The sequence below is a fragment of the Cobetia sp. BL01 genome (assembly GCF_056493605.1).
The window spans coordinates 705083-731423 of sequence record NZ_JBVBEE010000001.1 but is presented as its reverse complement, the minus strand read 5'-3'; the positions used below and the strand labels follow the sequence as shown (position 1 = coordinate 731423).

General features: G+C 64.0%; 20 protein-coding genes. 17 read left to right on the top strand and 3 right to left on the bottom strand.

All coding sequences use genetic code 11. The features are described 5' to 3' along the window. Window positions 1-204 precede the first annotated feature (204 nt). The 11 genes from dnaX to ACZYGA_RS03045 all read left to right on the top strand — a co-directional run bounded on the left by dnaX (window position 205) and on the right by ACZYGA_RS03045 (window position 14995). Window positions 205-2445, top strand: a complete 2241-nt coding sequence (gene dnaX / locus ACZYGA_RS03095) for a DNA polymerase III subunit gamma/tau (protein ID WP_404625804.1) — start codon at window positions 205-207, stop codon at window positions 2443-2445. Window positions 2446-2601: 156 nt separating this feature from the next. Then, window positions 2602-2934 carry a YbaB/EbfC family nucleoid-associated protein gene (locus ACZYGA_RS03090; RefSeq protein WP_077375440.1) on the top strand — a complete coding sequence of 111 codons (333 nt, stop codon included), beginning with the start codon at window positions 2602-2604 and terminating at the stop codon, window positions 2932-2934. Next, a complete protein-coding gene (gene recR / locus ACZYGA_RS03085) occupies window positions 2934-3560 on the top strand; it encodes a recombination mediator RecR (RefSeq protein WP_077375437.1) in 627 nt (208 codons plus the stop codon). The genes ACZYGA_RS03090 and recR overlap by 1 nt, the downstream gene beginning before the upstream one ends. Before the next feature lie 207 nt (window positions 3561-3767). Then, window positions 3768-4955 (top strand): ribonuclease D, encoded by a 1188-nt coding sequence (gene rnd, locus ACZYGA_RS03080; protein ID WP_404625801.1) that lies wholly within the window; start codon window positions 3768-3770, stop codon window positions 4953-4955. A gap of 124 nt (window positions 4956-5079) precedes the next feature. After that, window positions 5080-5376: a YcgL domain-containing protein gene (locus tag ACZYGA_RS03075; protein ID WP_077375431.1), complete on the top strand. Its 297-nt coding sequence runs from the start codon at window positions 5080-5082 to the stop codon at window positions 5374-5376. Between the two features lie 67 nt (window positions 5377-5443). Then, window positions 5444-5923: a YcgN family cysteine cluster protein gene (locus ACZYGA_RS03070; RefSeq protein WP_077375429.1), complete on the top strand. Its 480-nt coding sequence runs from the start codon at window positions 5444-5446 to the stop codon at window positions 5921-5923. Between the two features lie 267 nt (window positions 5924-6190). Next, window positions 6191-6829: a TetR/AcrR family transcriptional regulator gene (locus ACZYGA_RS03065; RefSeq protein WP_077375426.1), complete on the top strand. Its 639-nt coding sequence runs from the start codon at window positions 6191-6193 to the stop codon at window positions 6827-6829. Between the two features lie 80 nt (window positions 6830-6909). Then, window positions 6910-8118 (top strand): efflux RND transporter periplasmic adaptor subunit, encoded by a 1209-nt coding sequence (locus ACZYGA_RS03060; RefSeq protein ID WP_404625798.1) that lies wholly within the window; start codon window positions 6910-6912, stop codon window positions 8116-8118. Window positions 8119-8121: 3 nt separating this feature from the next. After that, window positions 8122-11199, top strand: coding sequence for an efflux RND transporter permease subunit (locus tag ACZYGA_RS03055; protein WP_084207966.1), 3078 nt, complete (start codon window positions 8122-8124; stop codon window positions 11197-11199). A 295-nt stretch (window positions 11200-11494) separates the two neighbouring features. After that, on the top strand, window positions 11495-14125 hold the full coding sequence (locus ACZYGA_RS03050; RefSeq protein WP_404625796.1) for a DUF1266 domain-containing protein: 2631 nt from the start codon (window positions 11495-11497) through the stop codon (window positions 14123-14125). Window positions 14126-14479: 354 nt separating this feature from the next. After that, complete coding sequence (locus ACZYGA_RS03045) at window positions 14480-14995, top strand: C40 family peptidase (protein ID WP_205632728.1); 516 nt, start codon at window positions 14480-14482, stop codon at window positions 14993-14995. 94 nt (window positions 14996-15089) lie between these two features. Here ACZYGA_RS03045 and ACZYGA_RS03040 read toward each other — a convergent pair whose 3' ends face one another. Next, window positions 15090-16007: a LysR family transcriptional regulator gene (locus ACZYGA_RS03040; protein WP_176493515.1), complete on the bottom strand. Its 918-nt coding sequence runs from the start codon at window positions 16005-16007 to the stop codon at window positions 15090-15092. A 265-nt stretch (window positions 16008-16272) separates the two neighbouring features. Between ACZYGA_RS03040 and ACZYGA_RS03035 the strand changes: the two genes are divergently transcribed. Continuing rightward, complete coding sequence (locus tag ACZYGA_RS03035) at window positions 16273-17613, top strand: MFS transporter (protein ID WP_404625793.1); 1341 nt, start codon at window positions 16273-16275, stop codon at window positions 17611-17613. 96 nt (window positions 17614-17709) lie between these two features. On the opposite strand, the gene msrA is transcribed toward ACZYGA_RS03035, so the two are convergent. Further along, window positions 17710-18387, bottom strand: a complete 678-nt coding sequence (gene msrA, locus ACZYGA_RS03030; protein ID WP_141392648.1) for a peptide-methionine (S)-S-oxide reductase MsrA — start codon at window positions 18385-18387, stop codon at window positions 17710-17712. Window positions 18388-18686: 299 nt separating this feature from the next. Here msrA and ACZYGA_RS03025 point away from each other — a divergent pair, with 299 nt between their 5' ends. The 5 genes from ACZYGA_RS03025 (at window position 18687) to ACZYGA_RS03005 (ending at window position 25474) form a co-directional block, all read left to right on the top strand. Next, on the top strand, window positions 18687-20909 hold the full coding sequence (locus tag ACZYGA_RS03025; RefSeq protein ID WP_404625790.1) for an FAD-dependent oxidoreductase: 2223 nt from the start codon (window positions 18687-18689) through the stop codon (window positions 20907-20909). Window positions 20910-20974: 65 nt separating this feature from the next. Continuing rightward, window positions 20975-22258, top strand: a complete 1284-nt coding sequence (locus ACZYGA_RS03020; RefSeq protein WP_404625788.1) for an ABC transporter substrate-binding protein — start codon at window positions 20975-20977, stop codon at window positions 22256-22258. After that, window positions 22234-23994, top strand: coding sequence for an ABC transporter permease (locus ACZYGA_RS03015; protein WP_404625786.1), 1761 nt, complete (start codon window positions 22234-22236; stop codon window positions 23992-23994). Before ACZYGA_RS03020 ends, ACZYGA_RS03015 begins: the two co-directional genes overlap by 25 nt. A 44-nt stretch (window positions 23995-24038) precedes the next feature. After that, the gene (locus ACZYGA_RS03010; RefSeq protein WP_077375377.1) at window positions 24039-24686 is read left to right on the top strand and encodes a CDP-alcohol phosphatidyltransferase family protein; all 648 of its coding nucleotides are present in this window, start codon (window positions 24039-24041) and stop codon (window positions 24684-24686) included. Between the two features lie 89 nt (window positions 24687-24775). Continuing rightward, on the top strand, window positions 24776-25474 hold the full coding sequence (locus tag ACZYGA_RS03005) for a DUF3047 domain-containing protein (RefSeq protein ID WP_404625784.1): 699 nt from the start codon (window positions 24776-24778) through the stop codon (window positions 25472-25474). A 219-nt stretch (window positions 25475-25693) separates the two neighbouring features. Here the strand turns inward: ACZYGA_RS03005 and ACZYGA_RS03000 are convergent, their stop codons facing one another. Beyond that, a complete protein-coding gene (locus tag ACZYGA_RS03000) occupies window positions 25694-26176 on the bottom strand; it encodes an FKBP-type peptidyl-prolyl cis-trans isomerase (protein ID WP_065392558.1) in 483 nt (160 codons plus the stop codon). Window positions 26177-26341: the final 165 nt, after the last annotated feature.

The window sequence follows — 26341 nt, the reverse complement described above, 5'->3', positions numbered from 1 at the left end:
GCCCGTCATGCGGGCCTGGAGACAGCAATCCCGTTGCACAAGTGGTTACGTGCTTTGAAGCCACTCGGCAAGTCGCTAGAATGAGCGCATTCTCAGCGAGGCCGCGTCATCGGTCTCCGTCTGTCGACTGTCGGTGGTGACGCTTATCCGGGTCGTGCAGGCTTTCCGCTCATGTTTCAGATCACCCAAGGAATGCCTCGCTCAATGAGCTATCAGGTATTGGCGCGCAAGTGGCGCCCGCGCAATTTTCACGAACTGATCGGTCAGGAGCATGTCTGCCGTGCGCTGGTCAATGCCCTCGATCAGGGGCGCCTGCACCATGCCTATCTGTTCACCGGGACTCGCGGTGTCGGCAAGACGACGCTGGCGCGCATTCTCGCCAAGTGTCTGAACTGCGAGGAGGGTGTCAGCTCCAGACCCTGCGGCGTGTGTGGCACCTGTCGCGAGATCGACGAGGGGCGCTTCGTCGACCTGATCGAAGTCGACGCCGCCTCGCGGACCAAGGTCGAGGACACGCGTGAGCTTTTGGACAACGTCCAGTACGCCCCGACCCAGGGACGCTACAAGGTGTACCTCATCGATGAGGTGCACATGCTGTCGACCCACAGTTTCAATGCGCTGCTCAAGACGCTGGAAGAGCCGCCGCCCCACGTGAAATTCCTGCTCGCGACCACCGACCCGCAGAAGCTGCCGGTCACCATCCTGTCGCGCTGTCTGCAGTTCACGCTCAAGAACATGCCGCCGGTCCGCGTGGTCGAGCACCTCACCGACATTCTCGGGCGTGAGGAAGTCAGCTTCGAGGAAGACGCGCTGTGGTTGCTCGGCAAGGCCGCCGATGGCTCGATGCGTGACGCCATGAGTCTGACGGACCAGGCGATCGCCTTCGGGCATGGTCAGGTGCGGCGCGAAGATGTCGCCGCCATGCTGGGCACCCTGGATCACCGTCATGTGCTGGCGCTGCTGGAATGTCTGGCGGAATTGAACGCCGCGAGTCTGCTGGCGGAGGTCGCGACGCTGGCCGAGCAGGGCCCGGATTACGGTGGGGTGCTGGATGACATGGCCTCCGTCTTCCATCGCCTGGCGATCGCTCAGATGGTGCCGAGCGCGCTGGACAACGGCCATGGTGACCGTGATGCACTGCTGGCGCTGGCCAGCCGCTTCACAGGCGAAGACGTGCAGCTCTATTACCAGATCGCCCTGCAGGGGCGCGCCGACATGGCCAATGCGCCGGATGCCCGCACCGCGCTGGAGATGACGTTGCTGCGCATGCTGGCCTTCCGCCCGCAGGGCGTGCCGCGTCCGGCGCAGACGCCGCTGCCGATGACCGGCCAGCCGGAGGGCGCCGCTCAAGCCCCGGCACCACAGGTGCCCGCGCCGCAGGCTCCGGCTCAACAGGCTCCTGTTCAACAAGCTCCGGCTCAGCAGGCTCCTGTTCAAGAAGCACCGGTACAGCAGGCCCCGGCTGCCTCTGTGGCTCCCGCCGCGGCGCAGTCTGCCGCACCGGTGACTGAAGTACAGCCGCCGATGGCCGATGAGCCGCCCCCCTGGGCGACGGAGGACGTTCCCCATGACGCCCGGGATGCCGGCTTTCGCGACCTGACACAAGATGAGCCCCAGACATCGGCCGCGACAGGGTCAGCGCCGGCTGCCGAGCCAGCTCCGGTGATGTCTGCCACGGGGGCGCAAGCGCCGCAGCCGTCGGAGCCGGTGGCTGCGCCCGCACAGGCAGCCGCTGCGCCCAGCTCGGCGATGTCACGCCTGAGCGCCGCCTTTGGTTCGGCGCAACCGGAGCCGGAACCGGAGCCGGAGCCGGAGCCCGCTGAAGCATCAGCACCGGAGCCTGCTGAAACAGCAGCGCCGACGTCTGCTGAATTGTCAGCGCCAGCACAACCAGAGCCTGCTGCGCCGGTCGTGTCTGAGCCCGCCATGTCTGAGCCGGTCATGCCCAAGCCTGTCGAGGCAGCGGAACCGATGCCGGCAGCGGCTCCCGCGCCGGTTCAGGCATCAGCGCCTGCGCCATCCGATGCGCCGAGTGGTGATGGCCGCTTGAATCACGCGGCGTGGCTGGAGCTGTTCCCGGCGCTGGGGCTTGGCGGCATCACACGCAACATCGGTGCGCACTGTCTGGTCGAGCACGATGATGGCACGCACCTCAAGCTGAGGCTGGACCCTGCCCAGTCCGCGATGATGGCGGATGTTCACCGGGAGCGCATTCACAAGGCGCTGGCAGGGCAGGGCGTGGTGCGGGAACTCGAGATCAATGTCGGCCCGCTGCCGAAGGGTCTCGAGACACCTCACAGCCGACGCATTCGACTGCTGGGCGAGCGTCAGCTGCGGGCGGTTGAAGCCTTGCGTGCTGACCCGCATATCCAGTCATTGGAGCAGCAATTGGGCGCGCGCTTGATCGAGGAAAGCGTCAACTCCTTCGAGCCGGACAATTTCTGATCGAGCGTCATCGGTCACCGCGACCGGTGACGCTCCCGGATTCCGGGGGGACGTGCTTGCGGGCATGTGCCCCCACGCCAGCCATGCCAGATGGCGCGGCTGGCAGACAGCATTTATCGTTAGTTCATGTACAACACGTCATTGATGAGGTGAGCCATGTTTGGTGGAAAAGGCGGTATGGGCAACATCATGAAGCAGGCGCAGGAAATGCAGGAGCGCATGCAGAAGGTCCAGGAAGAAGCGGCCAAGGCCGAAGTCCAGGGCGAAGCCGGTGCCGGCATGGTCAAGATCACTATGAACGGGCGCCATGACGTCTCGCGCGTCGAGGTCGACCCGAGCCTGATGGAAGAGGACAAGGAACTGCTGGAAGACCTGCTGGCCGCTGCCGTCAACGACGCGGTGCGCAAGGTCGAGGTCAATTCCAAGAAGCAGATGGAAGAGGCGACTGCGGGTCTCAACCTTCCGGCCGGCTTCAAGATGCCGTTCTGATGGGATTCTCGCCGCTGGTCGATCAGCTGCTGGATGCCCTGCGCGTGCTGCCGGGCGTCGGTCCGCGTACCGCACAGCGCATGGCGCTGCATCTGCTGGAGCGTGATCGCATGGGGGCCGACCGGCTGGTCGGTGTACTCGGCGAGGCGCTGGAGCGTGTCGGCTATTGCGCGCGCTGCCGGACGCTGACGGAAGAAGAGATCTGTCAGCTGTGCCTGAGTCCTCGGCGTGATGAGCGAGTGCTCTGCGTGGTGGAGTCCCCCGCGGACCAGCTTGCCATCGAAGGGGCGGGTGGCTACGTGGGACGTTACTTCGTGCTGCATGGCCACCTGTCACCGCTGGACGGCATCGGGCCTGAGGACATCGGCCTGGATGCGCTGGAAACCCGTGTACGCGAGAGTCAGATCGAAGAGCTGGTGCTGGCCACCAACCCGACGGTCGAGGGCGAAGCCACCGCGCACTACATCGCCGAGCAGCTTCGCGATGTGGCGCATGGCGGGCAGCCCCTCAAGCTGACACGACTGGCCTATGGCGTGCCGATGGGTGGCGAGCTGGAATATGTCGATGGTGGTACGCTGAGTCGTGCCTTCAGCGGCCGATTGCCCTTTACCCTCGGCGAGATCTGAACGTGTCGGGTTCGCCCGATCGCGTTTCGCCAGCGGCATGTCCTTGACGCAAAGCGTCCGAAAGGCAACAACAGCAGCACGTCTGCGGGCGTGGTGGTCAGGAACCACCACGCCCGCCGTCGTTTCCGCCCGGTGTCTGGCGAGTGCCCGTCACCCTTCATTTATCGCTTGCCCGGGCAAGCCAGTCACCATGAGATATTCTTGCAGATGAGTGATCAATCCGCCGCCACCGCACTGCTGTCAGAGCTAGACTTCGACGCCATCTGGGTCGAGACCCCCGAAGCGCTGGCCGCTGCCTGTGCCGAACTTGAGGACGCCGACTGGTTGGCGCTGGACACCGAGTTCATCCGTGAGTCCACCTTCTTCCCGATTCCGGCACTGGTGCAGCTGATGGCGGCCCACGATGGTGAGCTGCCCGGTGCGGATGGCAAGATGCCGCGCATCTTCCTGATCGACCCCACGGTGGTGCCGGCCAGTGACGCGCTCAAGCGTCTGCTGGGTCCTGAGGGGCCGCTCAAGCTGCTGCATGCCTGCGGCGAGGACATGGAAGTCTTCCTGCGCTGGGCGGGCGTGGCGCCGGCACCGCTGATCGATACCCAGATCGCCGAAGGGCTCACGGGTGGCGAGGCCTCCATGGGTTATCAGCGTCTGGTCGAACGTGTGGCCGGCATCACGGTGCCCAAGGAAGAGACGCGCTCCAACTGGCTCAAGCGTCCGCTGAGTCAGGCGCAGTGTGACTATGCCGCTCTGGACGTGCTGTTCCTGCCGCAGGTCTGGGCACAGCAGCGTGAGGCCCTGAATCAGCTGGGTCGCATGGCCTGGCTGGAAGAGGACTGCAGTGCCCCGGGCAGCAGCGGGGGTGCCACGCCGGACCCGGAGTACTGGAAGCGCCATCGCAGCCTGTGGAAGCTCACGCCGCGTGGGCTGGCCGCCTGGCAGTCCCTGTGCGAGTGGCGTGAGGCCCAGATTCGTCTGCGTGACGTGCCGCGCTCGCGCCTGCTGGCGGATGCCCAGCTGTTCGCCATCTGCGAGCGTCTGCCGGTCAATCGTTTCGAGCTGGCCAAGGTCGAGGGGCTCCACCCGCCGCAGATCAAGCGCATCGGCGACAGCGTGCTGGAAATTCTCAAGGACGTGGCGATGATCGATGACAGCCAGTTGCCGCGCGTGCCGCCGTCGCCGTTGGCGCCGGAATGGAAGGCGCGCATGAAGCGCCTCAAGCGTGAGGTCAACGCGGTCGCCGAGGCCCAGGACCTCAAGCCTGAGATTCTCGGCAAGCGTCGCGACATGGAAGCGCTGGTGATCGCCGACTACGAAGGTGAGCCGCTGCCGTTGCCGGGTGGCTGGCGCGGCGCGCTGCTGGCCGAGCGCCTCGCCAAGGCGTTCCAGCCGGAATGAGTCAAGGATTGCCTCCGGCATGGCCGGGGGCGATCACGTAACCAATGTGAGACGTCGTGCGCTCGTGTCCCGTGCGCACGCTGATGCGCGCATGCGCTGCAAGATGACGTGATGGGTGGTCCCGATGACTGATGACAAGATGATCTGCGAGATCTACAAGAGCGCCCGCAAGGACGAGATGTATCTGTACGTCGAGAAGACGCGAGGTCTCAAGGATGTGCCGGAGTCCCTGCTGGAGATCTTCGGCAGGCCTGCGCCGTTGATGACGCTGTTGATCCGTGCCGACAAGCCGCTGGCGCGTGTGGCCAGCACCACGGTGCTGGAGAAGATTCGGGAGCAGGGCTTCTACCTGCAGATGCCGCCGGTCAAGGAAAATCTCCTCAAGGAGATTGGCGTGACGCCGCCGGAAACGCACTACTGACGACTGCCCGTCGTCAGACGAGACCGACTGGACCGACCCTGCTGCCCGGCAGGGCGAGGAGAGCAAGATGAGTGATGTTCCGCAACCTGACGGCGGAAAACGTGAGCGTTTCTGGGAGCGGCATGCGCTTTCGGAGCTGAACACGGCCGAGTGGGAGGCACTGTGTGATGGCTGTGGCCAATGCTGCCTGCTGAAATTCGAGGATGAAGACAGTGGCGACATCGCGGTACTGGATGTCGCCTGCCGCCTGCTGGATGTGCGCAAGGTCAGCTGCCGTGATTACCCCAATCGCGCCACACGCGTGCCGGGCTGCATCCCGCTGGATGTCGAGACGGTAGGCAAGCTGCGCTGGCTGCCGGAAACCTGTGGTTATCGCCGCCTGAATGAAGGCCGTGAGCTGCCAGAATGGCATCCGCTGCTGACCGGGGATGCCAGAAGCGTCAAGCGTGCCGGTGTCGCGGTGTCACGCTTCGCCGTCTCCGAGGCCTCGGTGCGCCAGCAGGATCTGGAAGACCATATCATCGCGATCATCGACCCGGAGAGCTGAGGCGCTGACGTTTTCGCGTCTCCCTGTCTGCCCGTCTTGATCGTGCAAGCGCAGCTCCTTGAGCTGCGCTTTTTCTTTGCCTGTTTTTCCTTGTCCGTTTTTCCTTGCCTGGTCTGAGGCAGGTGGGGCCTGGTGGTGTCTGCGTCAGAGCCGCCGTCTGCATGGCAAGGCGGGGGCCGGCTGGCGCAATGGCTGGTTGTAAATAAATGAACGTTCATTTATTTTGTGTGGATTCTCATCCTGAGCAGATCCAGAGGCAGACAGGCCATGCGCCATCGTGATGAACACAAGCAGCAGGCGCTGCTGGAAGCCACTCTGCATGAGGTGGCCGAGCATGGTTTTGCCGTGACCTCCGTGGCACGCATCGCGCGTGCTGCCGGCATGTCCCCCGGAACGCTCTATCTTTACTATCGCGACAAGGACGACTTGCTGGAGGCCACCTTCAGCGAGGTCAGCCGTCGCATCATCGAGGTGGCGCTTGATGCCTTCGAGGCCGAGCCGGACGCGCAGGTATCACGGGTCACATCGCCCGCGATGTCCCCCGCGGCCTGGCAGCTCAAGTCAGCGCTGTGTCGGGTGTGGCACGCCCTGGTGATGCTGGGGCGCCGCCAGCCCGCCTTGTTCCGGTTTCATGATCAGTTTCTTCACTCCTCGCATATGCGGGACGCCCTGAAGGTGGCCAACCAGGAGCGGGCCGCGCCCTTGCTGGAAGCCTTCGCGCAGGGCCAGCGGACCGGCATTCTGAAACAGATCGACATCGCTCTCATCGAGGTGTTCATGTTTCGTTCGATCTACAGCCTGCTGCAGGGCTCGGGCTGTCAGGTGCCGGCCATCAGTGATGCCTGCTTCGACCAGGCCTTCGAGATGGCCTGGGACGCGATAGCGCTTCGTCATCCAGCGCCGTGAGCCATGGCCGTACGCATTGCCGGACAGATGACAGATCTTCGTTTTGTGCTTTTCCATTCCAATGACTCAAGGGCCTGCTGATGAAACTTCGACCTGGTGCCAAGCCACACCTGCGTACTCCCGCCGCCTGGCGCGGAGGCCTTGCTCTGCAGCTGTTTGCCGGTCTGCTGCTGGCCCTCGGGCTTTCGGCCTGCAGCGAGGCCGAGGCGCCGCTGAAGAAGCAGAAGGTGCATCCGGTCAAATTGCTGTCATTGTCGGATGAGGGGGGCGGTGTCATTCAGCGCTATCCCGGCGTGGTCGAGGCCTCCGAGCGTTCCAATCTCTCGTTCCGGATCGGCGGTGAGCTGCGTGAGCTCAACGTGCAGGCCGGCCAGGAGGTCACGCAGGGTGAGCTGATCGCGCAGCTGGATGATCGTGATGCCCGCAGCCAGCTCAACAACGCCCGTTCCAGCTTCAATCTCGCCCAGGCGACCTACAAGCGCATGAAGTACTCGGTGGAGAAGGGCGCCATCAGCCGTGCACGCTTCGATGAGGCGCAGGCGGAATTCCAGTCGGCACAGGCCCAGTACTCCCAGGCGCAGGACCAGCTCAGCTATACCGAGCTGAAAGCCCCCTATGACGGGGTGATCGCCCGAGTGCCGGTGGACAACTATCAGGTGGTCACGGCGCAGGAAACCATCGCGGTGCTCCAGCAGCCCGGTCAGATCGACGTGACCTTCAATCTGCCGGAACGCCAGGTGCGCGCCATCGACCGTGAGCGTGCCATGGCCGGGCGTCAGGAGGATGCAGCGCTGGTCTGGGTACGCTTCGGGCGCGGTGAACAGCGCTATCCGGCGCGCTACAAGGAGCATGACACCAGCGCCAGTGAGGGCTCGCTGAGCTATCAGGTCACCCTGACCCTGCCGGAGCCTCAGGACATCACCGTGCTGTCCGGCATGAGCGCGACGGTCGAGCTGGACATGCAGCAGCTGACGGGGGCCACCGGGGGGCAATGGCGTGTCCCGGTGGAAGCGGTGGTGATGCGCGATGCCGACCCGCAGCAGGCCGTGGTGTGGCGTTATATGGAAGACGGCTCTGCTGCCACCGAGACGTCACCGGACGTCGAGGACGAGGGCAAGGCAGGGCAGGGGACGGTGGAAGCCGTGCCCGTCGAGGTGCTTCAGGCCACGGGCGAGGGGCTGGTGATCACGGGGGAGTTGAATGCCGGTGATCGTCTGGTGACCGCGGGTGCCAGCCGCATGCAAGCCGGGGAGCCTGTGCGCCCCTGGGTCAAGGAAGCGGGGCTCTGATCCATGGTCGATTACTTCCTGAGACACAAGGTCATCAGCTGGATGGTCACGCTGTTGCTGTCGGTGGGCGGCGTGGTGTCATTCTTCAATCTTGGCCAGCTGGAGTTTCCCGAGTTCACCATCCGCAATGCGGTGGTGATCACCCAATATCCGGGCGCCACCCCCAAGCAGGTGGAGGAGGAGGTCACGCTGCCGCTGGAGAAGGCCATCCAGCAGATTCCCAATCTCAAGCGTGTCAGTTCGGTCAATAGTTCAGGCCTTTCGCAGATCACGCTGGAACTCGAGAGCAGCGTGCGCGCAGGCGAGATGCAGCAGTACTGGGATCTGTTGCGGCGCAAGATCAATGATGCCCAGTCGAGTCTGCCACCCGGCAGCTCCTCTTCGGTGGTCAATGATGACTTCGGGGACGTGTTCGGCCTGCTCTACAACCTGAGTGGCGAGGGCTACTCGGCGCATGATCTCGAGGATCAGGCCGATTTCCTGCAACGCGAACTGACGCTGGTGGAGGGCGTGAAGAAGGTCTCCATCGTCGGCGCGCGCAGCGAGCAGGTGATCGTGGCGCTGGACCGTGATCGCATGCAGGCGCTGAACATCTCGCCGGACCAGCTCTCCAATCTGCTCAACGCCCAGAACGTGGTCGGCAATGCCGGTCGTATCCGTCAGAACGGCCTGTCGCTGGAATTGCAGCCGGGCGGGGAGTTCCAGAGCGTGCAGGATCTGGAGCGCCTCGTGGTCGGTCGCCCCGGCAATGGCGGCCTGATCCGCCTCGGGGATATCGCCTCCGTCAGCCGCGAGTACACCGAATCGCCGTCACGTCTCTATCACACCGATGGCGAGACCGCTCTGTCGCTGGGGATCTCGTTTGCCTCCGGCGTCAATGTGGTGGAGGTCGGCGAGCGAGTCGACCAGCGTCTGGGGGAGCTTGAATCGCGCATGCCGTTGGGCATGGAGCTGACCACCGTCTATCACCAGCCGCAGGTGGTGGATGAGGCGGTCTCCGGCTTCCTGCTCAATCTGGCCGAGGCCGTCGGCATCGTGATCCTGGTGCTGCTGCTGTTCATGGGCGTCAAGAGCGGGGTGCTGATGGGGCTGGTGCTACTGATCACCATCCTCGGCACCTTCGTGATGATGTCGATCCATGGCATCGAGCTGCAGAAGATCTCGCTGGGCGCGCTGATCATCGCGCTGGGCATGCTGGTGGACAACGCCATCGTGGTCACGGAAGGCATGCTGATCGGCCTCAAGCGTGGCAAGACCAAGCGTCAGGCTGCCTTCGAGGTGGTCAACCAGAATCGCCTGCCGCTGCTGGGGGCCACGGTGATCGCGATCACCGCCTTCGCGCCCATCGGTCTGTCGCCGGATGCGACCGGGGAATTCGTCGGCTCGCTGTTCTGGGTGCTGTGTTACTCGTTGCTGTTGAGCTGGATCACCGCCCTGACGCTGACCCCGTTCTTCTTCGACATGTTCTTCCGCGAAGCGCGTGAGACATCGGGCAACGACAAGGACGGCGCCGAGCATGAAGACCCTTACCGGGGCGTGATCTTCCGTGGCTTCCGAACCCTGCTGGGCTGGGCGATCCGTCTGCGCTGGCTGACCCTGGGCGGGGCGCTGGCACTGCTGGTCGTGGCCGTGATGAGCTTTGGCCAGATCAAGAATGCCTTCTTCCCGGATGCCTCGACACCGCTGTTCTTCGTCGATGTCTGGATGCCGGAAGGCACCGATGTGCTGGAGACCGAACGGCATGTCTCGCGTCTGGAGCAGCAGGTGCTGAAGATGGAGCGCGTCAACCATGTCACCAGCGTGACCGGGGGCGGTGCCCAGCGCTTCACCCTGACCTACTCGCCGGAAGACAGCTACGCGAGCTTCGGTCAGCTGATCGTCGAGACCGAGGACCGCGACAGCCGCGAAGCGCGCATGGAGGAGGTGATACGCCTGTTGCGCGCCGAATATCCGCAGGTGGAATACAAGGTGCAGGCCTTGCAGGTCGGCCCGTCCGCCAAGGCCAGTCTCGAGGCGCGCCTCTACGGCGAGGACCCGGCGGTACTGCGCCAGCTGGCCGCCGAAGTGCGTGACGTCTTCGAGCAGGAGCCGCTGGCAGACAGCATTCGCCTGTCGTGGCGCAACCGCGTCAATCGCATCGAACCCGAGTTCCTGGATGATCAGGCGCGGCGTGTCGGCGTGACGCGGGATGCATTGCATGAGGCATTGCTGATCAACAGTGATGGCGAGAGCGTCGGCGTCTATCGCGAGGGCTCCGAACTGATCCCGATCCTGCTGCGCGGTGAGGAGCGCCAGCGCTTTGATCTCGACACCCTGGCCAGTCTCAACGTCTGGAGCGACGAACAGGAAACCTATGTGCCGGCGGGAGCGGTGATGGGCCCGCTCAAGGCCGAACTGCGTGATCCCCTGATCAAGCGGCGCAATCGCGAGCGCATGCTGGCGGTCTATGCGGAGCCGATGCCACTGTCCGGCGAGACGGCCGCCAGTGTATTGAGTCGCATCCGACCCAAGGTCGAGGCCATCGAGCTGCCGGAGGGATATCATCTGGAGTGGGGCGGTGAATACGAGACGTCCACCGATGCGCAGAAGGCGCTGTTCTCCTCGCTGCCGATGGGGCTGTTGGGGATGTTCGTGATCACGGTGCTGCTGTTCTCCAACCTGCGCCAGGCGCTGGCCATCTGGTCCATCGTGCCGCTGACGCTGATCGGTATCGTCAGCGGGTTGATCGTGTTCGGGGCGCCATTCACCTTCATGGCACTGCTGGGCACCCTGAGCCTGGTCGGCATGGTGCTCAAGAACGCCATCGTGCTGGTGGAGGAGATCAACGTGCAGCTGACCGAACAGGAGGACCGCTTCCAGGCGGTGATGCTGGCGGCGGTCAGCCGCGTGCGGCCGGTCTCGATGGCGGCGATCACGACCATGCTGGGCATGATTCCGCTGTTCTCGGATGCCTTCTTCTCGAGCATGGCGGTGGCGATCGTCTTCGGTCTGGGCGTCGCGACGCTGCTGACGCTGGTCGTGCTGCCGGTGGCCTACTGTGCACTGTTCCGTATTCCGGCAGGTAAGCACGAGGCGGCGTAGTCGCGTCCCCCATGGCCATCCTCCCGGGAGGGCGCCATGCCGTGATGCCAAGCACTGATGGCAAGCACTGATGGCAAGAGCTGAGGCATGCCGTGCGCCCGATGACAGCGCCTGTCGTCGGGCGCACTGCCGTTGGCGAGTCAGCGGTGTTCTCACGCGTCATCGCGATGCAGTCGATCCCGCATGGGGGCATCGCCAACAGCGCCTTTCCGTTACACTATGCGCCGCCAGTGGTGTGTTTAGGGTCCGCTGCTGGCCCGTCGTCATCAAAACCTGTCGAGTCGTGAGGTGTGCCTTGGTCGAACCCCTGAGTGCCTGGTGGGGGCAGCAGCTGGTGTTGTGCGGTTGGCGTTTCAGTGCGACACCCGAAGCGGTGTGGACATCCGAGGAGGCGCGTGCGCGCCTCAAGGCGCTGGAAGTGCCGGATGCCGGCGAGCTGGGCTGGCGCTTGCTGGAAGCGTTCCCCAGTGACATGCCCGACTCGCTGCGTCAGCTGGAAGCGCTGGAGCTGCTGGCGTTGGCGCGGACGGCTGGCTGGCTGTCCGAGGCGCGCACGCGTGCCTGGCTGGTGCGACTGCTCATGGCCATCGCATCACGTTTCACCTCGCTGGATGACTGGCTCAAGGCGCTGGCGCATTCGCGCAGCGATGCTGGCTGGACACGCGGCGATGACGGCTTCTTCGAGGCCAGTCTCGCGCTGTCCCGGCTGGAGCAGGAAGAGGCGGGCGTCACCTGGCCGCGTCTGCTGGAGGCGCTGGAAGGCCGTCAGCCGGTACCCGCCACCGAGCTGTGGCCGCAGGGTGAGCGTGACCGGGTGTGGATGGCGCGCGCCATCTTTGCGCCCTGGGTCGGCGGGACGACACTGACGTCGACGGATGACGGCCTCTGCGAGGCGAGTGACAGCGGTTTCGATGCGCAGGGTCACTGGCCCGACGTGCAACGCTGGCTGCGTGATACCTGGGCGATCCGCACTCGTGACGAATTGATCCGTCTGCTGTTGTGGCTGGCCTCGCAAGGGCATCGCTATGGCTGGGACATCGACAGCGCGCGCATGCTGTCGGCCAGTCAGGATGAGCGTGACAAGTGGCTCGACGAGCTGGAGTCTGACGCCGCCTCCGAGGAGGCCGAGCGCAAGGCTCAGGGGCTCGCCGGCACCCCGGCACATGCGGCGGCCAGTGCGGAGCTGGCGGCCGCTGCGGGTCTCGAGCAGGGCCCGTCGCCCGTGGCCTACGGGGAGCTGCTGCTCCAGTATCTGGATCGTGGTGAGCCACTGGAATTTGCCGCCTGGGACTGGCTGCGGCTGGTGGATCTGGCCTTTGCCGGTCTGTGTGCCGGCTGGTTGAGTCGTGAGGAGGGCGAGGACTTCGCCGCGCATGGTATCGACCTGCTGGTGCGTCGCTACGCGGATTGGCAGGGCGTGGCGCGCGCCTATCAACGCGGACGCAGCCTGTTCGAGGGGGCGGATCTCACCAGCTCCACCGACAGTGACTGGCGGCCATTGATGGCCTCACCGGTGACGCCGCTGCGCTGCGAGCTGCACGCGTTGCTGCCGGAGGCCATCCGGGATCGCTCACGCACCGCCATGCGTCAATGGCGCAGTGACAGCCGCCACTGGGTGCTGGCCATTGCCAGCATTCGAGAGCCGGACCTGCTCTATCGCCAGGGGCTGCCTGCGGATGTGGCGGACGCGCGGCGTGAAGAGGCGCGTCAGTACCTCAACGAGACGCTGGCCCTGGATACCCGCGATGGCGTGGGCGGCATGGCGCGTTTCTGGCTGCCGGCGCAGGCCCATCACCTCAATCAGCTGGCGGCCGATGCCGCACGGGGTGGGTTGCCTGATCCTCAGACGCCCTTCGGTCGCGCCGATAGCGCCGAGCTGGAACGGCGACAGCGGCTGGCAGTCTGTCATCGTCATCCTGCCAGCATCGTGATGGCGGAGAAGTACGCGTTCTATCTGCTGATGGTGCAGGACAGCCGCGATTTCGATGCCGGTGAGCTGGCGCAGTGTGCCGAGCGCCTGCGCAGCGCACTGTGCCGCTTCTATCCGGACGCCGTCCGCCTGCTGGAAGCCTGGGCGGTATGGGAATCCGCGGTCCCGGAACTTGAGGACCACCCGCTGGTCAACGAGATCCGCTGGCATCTCGAGGACCCCGGCAGCCTGTTCCACTGGCTCGACTGGCGCGCCAGTGACTGGCAGGAGCCCGGCGAGCGCCCCAGTCTGGATCGTTTCACGGCGCTGGCACTCAGTGGCCCGCTCAATTCGCCGTGCTGGGGCGAGCCGATGGTCGAGCATGGCCGGGGAGTCGAGGAACTGACCGGCTGGCTGGAAGGTCATTATGGTCTGGCCAACGCCGAGATGCTGATCGGCTTCCTCGATTTCCTGCGTGATGCCGGGGATCGGGACGAATATCAGATCAATTACGGCCCCTATACCCTCAATCGTGCGCGTCTGGACAACGAGATCGATGTGCTCGAGAGCGGTGAACGCGGCGAGGATGAGCAGGTGCACCTCGATCGCCTGCGCCGTGTGCGTGACAACGAGGCCCGCTGCAATGAGCTGGACATGGCAGCCTGGGACATCGCGCAGCTGGTGGATCTGGCGATTGCCGGCCGTCAGCTGGGATGGCTGGATGCGGCCACCTTCACGGCCTATCTGGACAGCGCCCATGCGATGGCGCGAGCACACTACGGCAGCTGGAAGGAATATGCGCGCGGGCTGTTCGCCGGCTATGCCTTCTTCATGGGCGATACCGATCAGCGTGACAGCTTCCTGCGCGGCTTCCGTGATGTATTGATCCAGTGGCTGACGGCGGCGCCGCCATTGGCCGGGCCCTGGGCCAGTCTGGATTTCCCGGGCGCGCGTCCGGGGCATTGGCCGGCGCTGCATCTGGATACCCTGAGCGGCGATGCTCGTCTGCTGCATTGAGTATTTTCTGATGCTTTAGTCTATCTTGTGAGGCGATGGCATACGGATTGCGGCAATATGCACTACCCTGCTGCGAACGGCATTCAATTGCGTCACAGGTCTCAGGGCATGCCGTTGATCCTGTTGATTCACGTTTCAGGCATGCAGGCATCTCGTGATGACGGGATTCCTGCCGGCTTTCTGTCTTGTCATGCATCACCTGTTATCGCCGTCCGCAAGTGCTGATCACGTTTTGTCTCATGGCACCGGGCCCACGACGAGGAATGTTGGATGCGTCACACGTTATTGTGTTGTCTTTTACTGTTGCCGCTAGGTGTGGCGGGGTGTGCCAGCCATTCACAGCCTCCGAGTGACATGGCCTATTACGATGTCGATCTGCCGGAATTGCCCAAGCTCAAGCGTTACCGTCAGCAGGCCGGCCAACCGCAGGGCCCGGCAGAGCCGCAGCTGGCATCGGGTCCCAGTATCCGGGAAGTGTTGCTGGAAGAGCATGATCGCTGGGCGGGAACGCCCTATCGCCTGGGCGGCACCAACTCACGGGGCATCGATTGTTCCGCGCTGATGCAGCATGTGTTCAGTGACGGTTTCGGGATCGAACTGCCACGTACCACCCGTGATCAGGTCAAGCGGGGCAAGCGTATCGACAAGTCGCAGTTGAAGCCGGGGGATCTGGTGTTCTTCCGCCCCTCACGTCGTTACAACCATGTGGGCGTGTATGTGGGCAACGGCTATTTCCTGCATGCCTCCACGTCACGTGGCGTGAAGCTGTCGCGGCTGGACAATGTCTACTGGTCGCAGCACTACTGGCAGTCGCGGCGGCCCATGCCCCACGAGGCCATGCAGATGAAACTGGCCATGCGCAGTCAATGACGACACTCGCATGATGGACAACACCCGGCCCTGGCCGGGTGTTGTCGTTTTCGGCCCGCGAATTCTCAAGCCCCGCCATGTCCGGCAGTCCGCGTCATGGACTTTCGCGTACCACGGAATGTTCGATCACGAAGTCGACGAAGGCCTGTTCGGCCCGCGACAGTCCACGCTCACGTCGCCAGGCCAGCGACAGGTCCAGCCAGGCGGGTTCACTGAAGGAAATGGCGGTGAGGTTGTTTTCCTCACGGTCATCCTCCACCACGCGCTTGAGGAAGGTGGTGATACCGAAGCCGCGTGACACGATCGCCTTGTTGAGCGCGATCAGGTTGGATTCGAAGGCGATACTGGGAATCAGGCCGTGCTGGCTTGCCAGACGTTCGATGAAATCGCGATGGAAATAACCGCGCTTGAAGACGACCAGCTCTTCAGCGAAGAACGCTTCGAGGCTGATGTGCTCCCGTGTCGCCAGCGGGTGGTCGTTGGGCAGGCAGACCACCATCTCTTCGCGCAGGAAGTGCTGGCTGACCAGCCCGCTGGTGGCGCTGCCGGGGTGTTCCTCGACGATGACGCCCAGATCCAGCTCGCCATTGTCGATCATCTTGCGAAGACTCAGGGTGCCGCCCTCGATCACGCTCAAGGTGATATCAGGGTGGCGCGCCTTGAAGGCCATCAACAGGGGCGGGAAATAGTAGGACCCCAGCATCGAGGACACGCCGATGCGTACCTCACCTTTGACCAGGCCATCCAGTTCGGCCATGGCCAGGGCCGCTCGCTGCGCCTGTTGCAGCAGAGAGCGTGCATGCACGAGCAATGTCTCACCGGCGGGTGTCAGACTCACGCCCTTGGTGCCACGTATCAGCAGCGGCTGGCCCAGCCGGGACTCCAGATTGGCGATCGACTGACTGACGGCCGACTGGGCCAGTTGCAGCGCCATGGCGGCGGCGGTGAAGCTGCCGCGCTCCGTGACACTCACGAAGATCTCCAGTGCCCGCAGATCGAAGGGCAGTTTCATGTCGCGCTCTTCATGTCTGACGTCATCCTCATCCGTCTCCCTTGTCCCCGACCCTGACCGGCGTCCCTTGCGGCCATCACGCCGTCCAGTCCCCTGGACGTCATTCACCATGCGCAGGCGGTCTGACGGCGTGAGGCCTGCAGGCCAGTGGGTCAGGCTTATGGGTATCACTTTTGCTGATGGCTGGCATCATGTCGAGCTATTTTACTGATGGTGTTCGAGGGCGCAGACTCACGCCATCCCCATGATTGGCTGCAGGTACCTGATGGCTTCATCGCTGAGTGCGTCTTCCACCGCCCCATCCGACTCGGGGCATCACGACACTGCCGGGCAGCCAGTACTGCCGTCTCCTCTCAAGGCGCACGGCCGTGATTGGCGACGCATGACCCAGGCGTTGTGTCTGGGCTCCTTCGTCGTCTTCATCAATCTCTATGTGGTGCAGCCGATGCTACCGCTGCTGGCGACCGACCTTGGCCTGAGCTCGCTGCAGGCGAGTCTGTCGTTGTCGGTGACCACCCTCACGCTGGCACTGGCGTTGCTGGTCTTCGGCCCGCTATCGGATGCGCTGGGACGGCGACGTCTGCTGCTCTGGACATTGGCCGGGGGGGTGGCCTGCTCGGGACTTGCCTTGCTGGCTGAAGGTTTCTGGTCGCTGTTGGCAGTACGTGCGTTGCAGGGCTTTCTGCTCGGGGGCTTGCCGGCGGTCGCGGTCGCCTACATGAGCGATGAGATGGAACAGCCGGCGTTGATGGCTGCGGTGGGGCTCTATATCAGTGCCAATTCGCTCGGCGGCATCAGTGGGCGGGTCGCTGGAGGATTCGTGGCCGAGCACTGGGGCTGGCAGATGAGTTTCGCGGTGATTGGTGGTATCAGCCTGTTGCTGCTGGCGGCGCTGTGGCAGTTGCTGCCGCGTCAGCGACGTTTCGTGGCACAGCCCTTCCATCCGGCCAGCATGCTGGCAGGGCTGGGGCGCCATCTGCGCAATCCGCGGCTGTGGCCGGTGTTTCTGCTCGGTGGACTCAACTTCTTCATCTTCGTGAATCTCTACAGCTACATGACCTTTCGCCTGAGTGCGGCCCCCTGGTCTCTGGGGAGCCAGTGGTTGGGATTGCTGTTTCTGACCTATCTGGCAGGCACCTTCGGTGCCTCGCAGTCCGGCCGGTTGGCACAGCGTCTGGCCGCCGGGCGTGGGCAGTCACTCGCGCAGGGAGCGCAGCGACAGGAGGAGCAGGATGGTGCGCAACGCTGCGGCCAGGCACTGACCATGATGCTGGGCACCGCGCTCTTGATTCTCGGCACTCTGGTCACGCTGAGCCATTCGTTGATCGGCATGCTGGCCGGCCTGAGCCTGAATGCCTTTGGCTTCTTCCTGGCACATGCCACCGCGTCGGCCTGGGTCGGGCGCAATGCCGAAGGGGCGCGGGCCAGCGCCAGCGCGCTCTACCTGACGGCTTACTATCTCGGGGCGAGCCTGGGCGGCTTCTGGCTGGAGCCCTTCTGGCAGCAGGCAGGGTGGCCAGGGGTGGTGGTGGGTGGCGTCAGCGTTCTGCTTGTCACCCTGGGGTTGGCGATGCTGTGCTGGCGACGAGCCACGCCGCAGCATTGATATCCACCGTGAGATTCTTGCCTGACACGCAAACGGCTCGCCATCTGGCGAGCCGTTTGCGTGTCAGTGGCAGGCGAGGCGACTCGACGGTGAGACTCAGTGCGCCGGGGCGTCATCTCCCCAGATTTCCTCGAGACGGTCATCACGGCCACACCCCGCGCGATAGAAGCGATAGCGCACCGGGTTCTTCTGGTAGAAGTCCTGGTGATATTGCTCGGCGGCATACCAGGGGCCCGCTGCCTCGATCTCGGTGGCGATGCCTTCGGGGAATCTGTCCTTCAAGTCGTCGAGGCTCGCCTGGGCGGCGTCTTGCTGTGCTTCATCCACCGGATAGATGCCACTGCGGTATTGGGTGCCGGCATCGCAGAACTGACGATCCACCGCGACCGGGTCGATGTTGTGCCAGAAGACCTCCAGCAGGGTGTCATAGCTGACCTTTTCAGGGTCATAGACCACCTTGACCGCCTCCGTATGGCCCGTCCTGCCGGCCGAGACCTGCTTATAGGTGGGATTGTCCGTCTCGCCTGCCGTGTAGCCGGACGTCGTCGAGATCACGCCGTCAAGCTTGTCGAAGGGGCCTTCCATGCACCAGAAGCAGCCACCGGCGAAGATGGCGACCTCCTGGCCTTGAGTGACACCCTCGGCGACGCCTCTGGGCGCCTGTTCCGGGTCAAAGGCATTGGCGTGGCCGGCAATCAGCAGACCGCCAAGTAGGCTGGCAAGCGGTGTGAGACGTTTGAGCGCAGAGGAGGGGAATCGCGTGTATCGGGTCATGGTGTCTCCGGGAAAGGCGTCGTTCCTTCGAGGTGAGAACACGGAAATCTCCATGTCTCGATGGGCCGCGAGGTGGCTTGCCTTGCCATTCCCTCACTGCCTGTATCAGGGAACTACGCGAATCAACGCGGGATGGATGCGAAGATGTCGAATGAAACGGTACTGTTACCGTGATCATGATGAGGTCGTTCGCGTCATCATGACCTGATGAGTGCATCCAGTCAGCAACGCGTCTCGTAAGGACACGGTACATCCCAATGACATGCCCATGACGGCAGGAATCGAAAAGGAAATCGCCAGTGAATAAACGCAAGTTACTGCTTCTGGGCGCCATCGTCGCTGCCATCGTGGTCTTCTTTGCCAGTGGGGCACAGGACTACTTCACTCTGCAGAGCCTCAAGGCCAGTCAGTCGGAATTTCAGGCACTCTTCGAGGAATCGCCGTTCAAGGTCGCGGGTACCTTCTTCGTCGTCTACGTGGCAATGGCGGCACTCTCGCTGCCGGGTGCGGCATTGCTCACCCTGCTGGGCGGCGCCCTGTTCGGGTTTGGCTGGGGTCTGTTGTTGATCTCCTTCGCCAGTACCATCGGTGCCACCCTGGCCTTCCTCATCTCCCGCACGCTGTTGCGCGAAAGCATCGAGAAGCGCTTCCGTCGTCAGCTGGAATCCCTGAATCGCGGGGTCGAGCGTGAAGGCGGCTTCTATCTGTTCACGCTGCGTCTGGTGCCGGTCTTCCCGTTCTTCATCGTCAATCTGGTGATGGGGCTGACCCGCATGCGTGTGGTCACCTTCTATGTGGCAAGCCAGCTGGGCATGCTCGCCGGTACCGCCATCTACGTGAATGCCGGTCGCGAGCTGGGCCAGCTGGAGTCGCTGTCCGGCATCCTCTCGCCGGGGCTGATCGCCTCCTTCATCGCGCTGGGCCTCTTCCCGCTGATCGCCAAGAAGATCGTCGGCGTGCTGCGCAAGCGCAAGCAGCAGGCGGCCTTCGACAAGCCGAAGACCTTTGACTACGACATGGTCGTCATCGGTGCCGGTTCCGCCGGGCTGGTGACCAGCTATATCGCCTCCGCCGTCAATGCGCGTGTCGCGCTGATCGAGCGCCACAAGATGGGCGGTGACTGCCTCAACACCGGCTGCGTGCCCTCCAAGGCGCTGATTCGTGCCGGGCGTGCGGCTCATGAGATTCGTCAGTCCCAGCGCTTCGGGATCACCGCCAATGAACCGGAAATCGACTTCGCCAAGGTGATGGGGCATGTGCAGGACGTGGTCGAGAGTGTCGAACCGCATGACAGCATCGAGCGTTACGAGAGTCTGGGCGTGGAAGTCCACACCGGCAACGCCAGACTCAGGACGCCCTGGGAAGTGGAAGTCGATGGTCGCGTGCTGACCACGCGCAACGTGGTGATCGCCACCGGTGCCCGCCCGCGTGTTCCTGCGATCCCCGGTATCGAGCTGATCACGCCGCTGACCTCTGACAATCTGTGGGATCTCAGGGTGCAGCCCAAGCGTCTGGTGGTGCTGGGCTCCGGCCCGATCGGCATGGAACTGGGGCAAAGCTTCGCGCGCCTGGGCAGTCACGTCACCATCATCGAGGGTGCCCCGCGGGTGATGCCGCGTGAAGACGAGGAAGTCAGCGCGCTGATGCACGAGCAGCTGGCCGGTGAGGGCGTCGACCTGCGCATCAATTCCACCGCCACGCGCATCGAGGTGCTCAAGGACAAGGACAGTCAGCCGATGCGCCATCTGGTCGTGAGTTCTCCCGACGGCGAGGAGAGCTGGATCGAGTTCGACGAGCTGCTGGTGGCCATCGGGCGCGAAGCCAACGTCGAAGGCTTCGGTCTGGAAGAGCTGGGCATCGCGGTCTCCGAACGCGGCACCATCGATGTCTCCGAGTCGCTGCAGACGCTGCAGCCGAACATCTGGGCGTGTGGCGATGTCGCTGGCCCCTATCAGTTCACCCATGCGGCAGGTCATCAGGCATGGCACGCCGCGGTCAATGCACTGTTCGGCGGCCTGAAGACCTTCAAGGTCGATTACCGCATCATGCCAATGGTCACCTACACCGAGCCGGAAGTGGCGCGGGTCGGCCTCAATGAGACCGAAGCCAAGGCGCAGGGCTATGACTATGAAGTGACCCATTACGAGATGGGCGAGAGTGACCGTGCCCTGGCCGAGCGTGCGACGGAAGGCTTCGTCAAGGTGCTCACCGAGAAGGGACGCGATCGTATCCTGGGCGTGACACTGGTCGGTGCCTATGCGGGGGAATGGCTGGCGGAATTCACCATGGCGATGAAGCATGGCATCGGTCTCAACAAGATCCTGTCCACCATCCATCCGTATCCGACACTGTCCGAGGCCAACAAGGCGGCAGCAGGCATGTGGAAGAACGCCCACAAGCCGGAAGGCGTGCTCAAGGTGCTGGATCGTTACTTCACCTGGCGCCGCAATGGACGCTTCGAGCCGACCAAGACACGCCAGGCGGATGATGCCACCACTCCCGTGACGGTCGACAAGCACTGATCCTTTCCCATGCCGCGAACCTGCTCGTTCAGGGTCGCGGCATCTTGCTATCAGGAGAAACCTCCATGGCTACGACATGTCTGCCGGGGCGACGTCGCGCACTGGCATTGATGGGTGGGTCACTGGTGTTGATGGCCGGCATGAGTGCCATGCCCTGGGCCACGTCACTGGCGTACGCCGCCGATGCCGCCAAGGGGCGGGCAGTGCCGATGCTGGCTGCACTGGAGTGGAACGTGATCGCCGACAAGGCACGCGGTCAGCGCATCGACTTCCACGCCTGGGGCGGGAGTGAAGCCACCAACGCCTATCTGCGCGCCCAGGCAGAGATCGCGGCACGTGAGCACGGTATCGAGGTGCGTCACGTCAAGATTGCCGATACCGCCGAGAGCGTCTCGACCTTGCTGGCCGAGAAGGCGGCGGGGCGCAGTGATGGCAGTATCGATGTCATCTGGATCAACGGCGAGAACTTCCGCGCGCTCAAGCAGGCCGAGCTGGTGTGGGGACCCTTCGTCGAACGCCTGCCCAACAGCGAGTATCTGCTCGAGGAGATCGGTGCGCGTGACTTCGGGCTCGCCACCGAGGGAATGGAGGCACCATGGGGGCGTGCCCAGCTGATCTTCATGTACGACAGTGCCTTGCTGGAATCGCCGCCACGCTCGATGCGGGCGCTGCTGGACGTGGCGAAGGCCAACCCCGGGCGTGTGACCTATCCGCAGCCACCGAGCTTTCATGGCACCACCTTTCTCAAGCAGGCGTTGCTTGAGTTGATGCCGGGTGAGCAGCGTGAGCTGCTGGCTGCGCCGGTGGTCGATGATGCGCAGTTCGCTTCGCTGACGGCACCGCTGTGGGACTATCTGGATGCCCTTCATCCGCTGATGTGGGCGCAGGGCGAGCGACAGCCAGCCGGCGCCGAGGAGCAGATGAAGCTGCTCGCTCAGCGCAGTGTCTGGATCGCGCTGAGCTTCGTGCCCCAGGAAGTGGCCAATGGCCGTCAGGAAGGCCGCTTGCCGCCGACTGTGGAGCCGTACCTTCATGACGGCGGCACCCTCGGCAATGTGCACTATCTGGCGATTCCGGCCAGTGCGCCTCACAAGGCGGCCGCATTGGTGTGGGTCAATCAGTTGATGTCCGCCGAGGCACAGGCTGCCAAGGCGGACCCCTCACGCTGGGGTGATGAGACGGTGCTGGACGTGACGCGCCTGCCGGCGGCACAGCGCGCTGCCTTCGACGCCTTGCCGGAGCTTGCGGGTGGCATGTCGCCCGAAGCGCTGGGCACGCCGCTGAGCGAGCCGCATCCCAGCTGGACCGATGCACTGGAGGCCGAGTGGGCGCGACGCTATCGCAACTGACGCAATGGCTTGCCGAGCGCTGGCGCGCTGAGCGCCCGGCGGGTCGCCTGGCATTGACACCGGCTCGCCTGCTGCGCTGGGCGGTATTGCTGTTGTTGCTCGGCCCCACGGCGCTGGGACTGGCAGGACTGGTCGCACCGGCCTTCGGGCTGTGGCCGGCGCTTGGCTTCGAGGAGGTCTCGGCGATCGCCTGGCAGCGCTGGTGGGCCTTGCCGGGACTGGCCGACGGACTGCGTCTGACCCTGGTCAGCGGGATCGGCGGCACGCTGCTGGCGGTACTGCTGACCATGGGCTGGCTGGCCGCGGCCGCCGGTACCCGTTTCGGCGAACGCCTCGAACGTCTGCTGGCACCGGTGCTGGCGATGCCGCATCTGGCGCTGGCTCTGGGGCTCTTGTGGCTGGCCGCTCCCAGCGGCGTGCTGATGCGACTGCTGCTGGCACCCTTCGAGGTGCTGGTCCCCCCGCAATACCCTCTGCCGGACGCGCATGGCATCACGCTGGCGCTGGGACTGGCACTCAAGGAAGCGCCGTTTCTGATGCTGATGGCTCAGACGGCGCTCTCGCGTCTGCCGATCACCGCGCAACTGCAGGCGGGCCAGGCGCTCGGCTACAGCATCTCCCAGCTGCGCTGGCGAATTCTGATGCCGCAGGTGATGCGGGCCATCGCCCTGCCCATCGGTGCCGTGCTGGCCTATTCGCTGGCGGTGGTGGATGTCGCTCAGGTACTGGGGCCGACACGTACGCCGACCCTGGCGGTGCGTCTGGTCGAACTGTGGCGTGACAGTGACCCGAGCTCACGTCTACCGGCCAGTGTCGGGGCACTCCTGCTGGCACTGCTGGTCATCGTGGTGATGGCGCTGGGTGCCGCTGTGGGACGTTATCTGTTGAATCGCCATCGTGACTGGGTGCTCGACAACCCTGCACCTCGGGCGGCAGTACGCCCGGGGCGCAAGGGGCAGCGCGGGCGCGTGATCCGCGTCCTGCTCGGCACGGTGACGGCAGTCTCGCTGCTGGCCTTTGCCGTGATCGCCGTTCAATCGCTGGCCAGAAGCTGGTTCTTCCCGTCACTGCTGCCGGCTCGCTGGGGGCTGGAAAGCTGGCAACAGGCGCTTTCAGGACTGGGTGGGGCCTTCAGCAACAGTCTGTGGCTCGCCGTGCTGGTCGCCACCCTGGCGGTAATGCTCAGTGTGGCGGTCTTCGAGCGTGAGCGTGAGGTGGGTCGCCTGCGAGGCTTCGTGGTGTGCCTCTACCTGCCGTTGCTGCTGCCTCAGGCAAGCTTCCTGTTCGGTTTCCAGGTCGGCTGGCTGAGCCTCGGCGCGGATCCGGGCTGGGTGGGGGTGGTGATCGGCCATCTGCTGTTCGCCTTGCCCTATGCCTGGCTGACGCTGGCCGGCCCCTGGGCCCGCTTCGATGTGCGCCTCGAGCAGGCAGCACGACTGCTGGGGCGCTCGCGGCTTGAGGTGCTGATCGGCATCCGGCTGCGCTTGATGCTCAGGCCTCTGGCCATCAGCTGGGCAGTGGCCTTCGCGGTCAGCATCGCGCAGTACGTGCCGACGGTGGTGCTGGGCGGTGGACGCGTCCCCACCCTGACCACCGAGACGCTGGCGCTGGCCACGGGGGCGGATCCTCGCCTGACGGCGGTCGCGGCCTGCCTGCAGGCCTGTCTGCCGTTGCTGATCTTCCTACTGGCGAGAGCCGTGCCTGCCGGGCGCGCGCTGGCACCGATACGTGGCTGACGCCTGACACCTTCCCCATTCAATCATTCTGGAGTCGATGAAGCATGCTGGACAAGTGGACCTCACGCTGGGTACAGCCACCCCTGAAGCGCCTGGCACGTAGCGCAGCGGAACGCGGTCTGCATCCTGACCAACTGACGCTGGCTGGCTTCGTCATTGGCATGCTGGCATTGCCGCTGCTGGCCTATGGGCAATTCGGGCTGGCACTGATCGCGATCCTGATCAATCGGGTGGTGGATGGGCTGGATGGTGCCCTGGCGCGTCATGCGGGCTTGAGCTCGGACGCCGGCGGCTTTCTGGATATCTGTCTTGATTTCCTGTTCTACGCCGCCGTCGTGGTGGGCTTTGCACTGGCAGACCCGGCCACCAATGCCATGCCGGCCGTGGCGTTGCTGTTCGCCTTCGTGGGCACGGGATCCAGCTTTCTGGCCTTTGCCATCATGGCGGCCAAGCACCAGCTGGAGCGACCCAATTTCACCCGCAAGGCCTTCTATTATCTGGATGGCCTGACAGAAGGCACCGAGACGATCGGCTTCTTCGTGCTGGCCTGTCTGATGCCGCAACATTTCGCATGGCTGGCGTGGATCTTCGCGGCGGCATGCATCCTGACCACGCTGACGCGCGTATGGGGAGGGTATGTCACCTTGCGGGCCCAGGACCGCAGCGAGCAGCACGGCACCGACCCGGACTGATACGTGCCAAGCGCGGTACCTGGCCCTGCAGATGACTCGTCCCGTCATCTTTTTTCATCGCGTTGTTCAAGCGCTCCGGAGTCTTGCCAATGAAAACCACTTCCCGTCAGTTGTCTTCCTTCCTCCCCATGCTCGCGGCGGTCGCCTCCAGTGGCCTGCTGGCGGCGGCGATGCCCTCTGCGGCGCTGGCGGCTGACAAGACCTTCACGCCGGCCGAGATTCTCGCCTGGGGCGAGAAGACCTTCGAAGGCCAGACGGCGTATCGCGTGGTGGAGCGCGAAGGCCGTCCCGCTCTCGAGGCGCGTGCTCAGGGGCAGGCCTCCGCACGCTATCTCGAGGAAGATATCTCGCTCGAGGAGACGCCCTATCTGAAGTGGTGCTGGCAGGTGGACAGCATCTATCCGGGCGTAAACGAGAAGACCAAGGGAGGGGATGACTACCCGGCGCGCCTCTATGTGGTCAACAAGACCGGCATCCTGCCGTGGCAGGTAGAGGCCATCAATTACGTCTGGTCCAGCAATGAGGCGAAGGACAGTCATTGGGACAATGCCTTCACTGACCGCGCCGTGCTGCTGGCGGTGGAGTCCGGTGATCAGAAGGTGGGGCAGTGGGTCGCCGAGGTACGCGACCTGCGTGCCGACTACTCGGCGCTGTTCGGTAGCACGCCAGACGAGATAGCCGGGCTTGCGTTGATGGCTGACGGTGACAATGCCGGAGGCGACGCCACGGCGCTGTTCCGTGGGCTGAGCCTTTCCAGTGATGCCACGCCGCCCAGCTGCGGCGCCTGATCTGCAGAGCGAATCCCCGGGAAGCCTCATCACAGACAGCATTATCAGAACCGGGCTTCAGAACCGGGCCTGAGAACTGGGCCTTAAAACCTGGTTTCAGACATGAAAAAACCCCGCGACCGAGAATTCGGTGGCGGGGCTTCAGGTTCAGGCGTCACACATTCTCGTGTGAAGCACTCATCGGGCGACAGGGCCACCCGATGAGGGAAGGGGCGGAGCTTAGTGCTCCACGCCACCTTCACCGTGAACGTGGCCGTGTTCCAGCTCTTCGGCGGACGCTTCGCGCACGTTGGTGATCTCGACGTCGAAGTTCAGGGTCTCACCGGCCAGCGGGTGGTTGCCATCGACAGTGACGGTGTCGCCTTCGACCTTGGTGACGGTGACCATCAGCGGGCCACCCTGGGTCTGTGCCTGGAACTGCATGCCGGCTTCGATCTCTTCGACGCCCTGGAAGGCTTCACGCGGCACTTCCTGCACCAGCGCTTCCTGGACATCACCGTAACCTTCTTCCGGAGAGACAGCGACTTTCAGCTTGTCGCCGGAAGTCTTGCCATCGAGTTCCTTCTCGAGGCCCGGAACGATGTTGCCGGCACCGTGGATGTAGGCCAGCGGCTCACGGCCTTCGGAGCTATCCAGCACTTCACCTTCGTTGTTGGTGAGGGTGTAGTGGAAGGATACGACGGCATTCTGGGCGATTTGCATGTTGAGGGCCTTTCGATAGGTATATGAACGGTCAATGGTAACGTGACCCTGAGGTGGCTGTCAGGGGGCTACGAGGAAAAATCCCGCGTATCGCGTGGCTTGCAGCTTGTTGAACAGCCATCCTGCAGGGCATGTCATCCACGTCACCGTGTCTTGAAATACTAG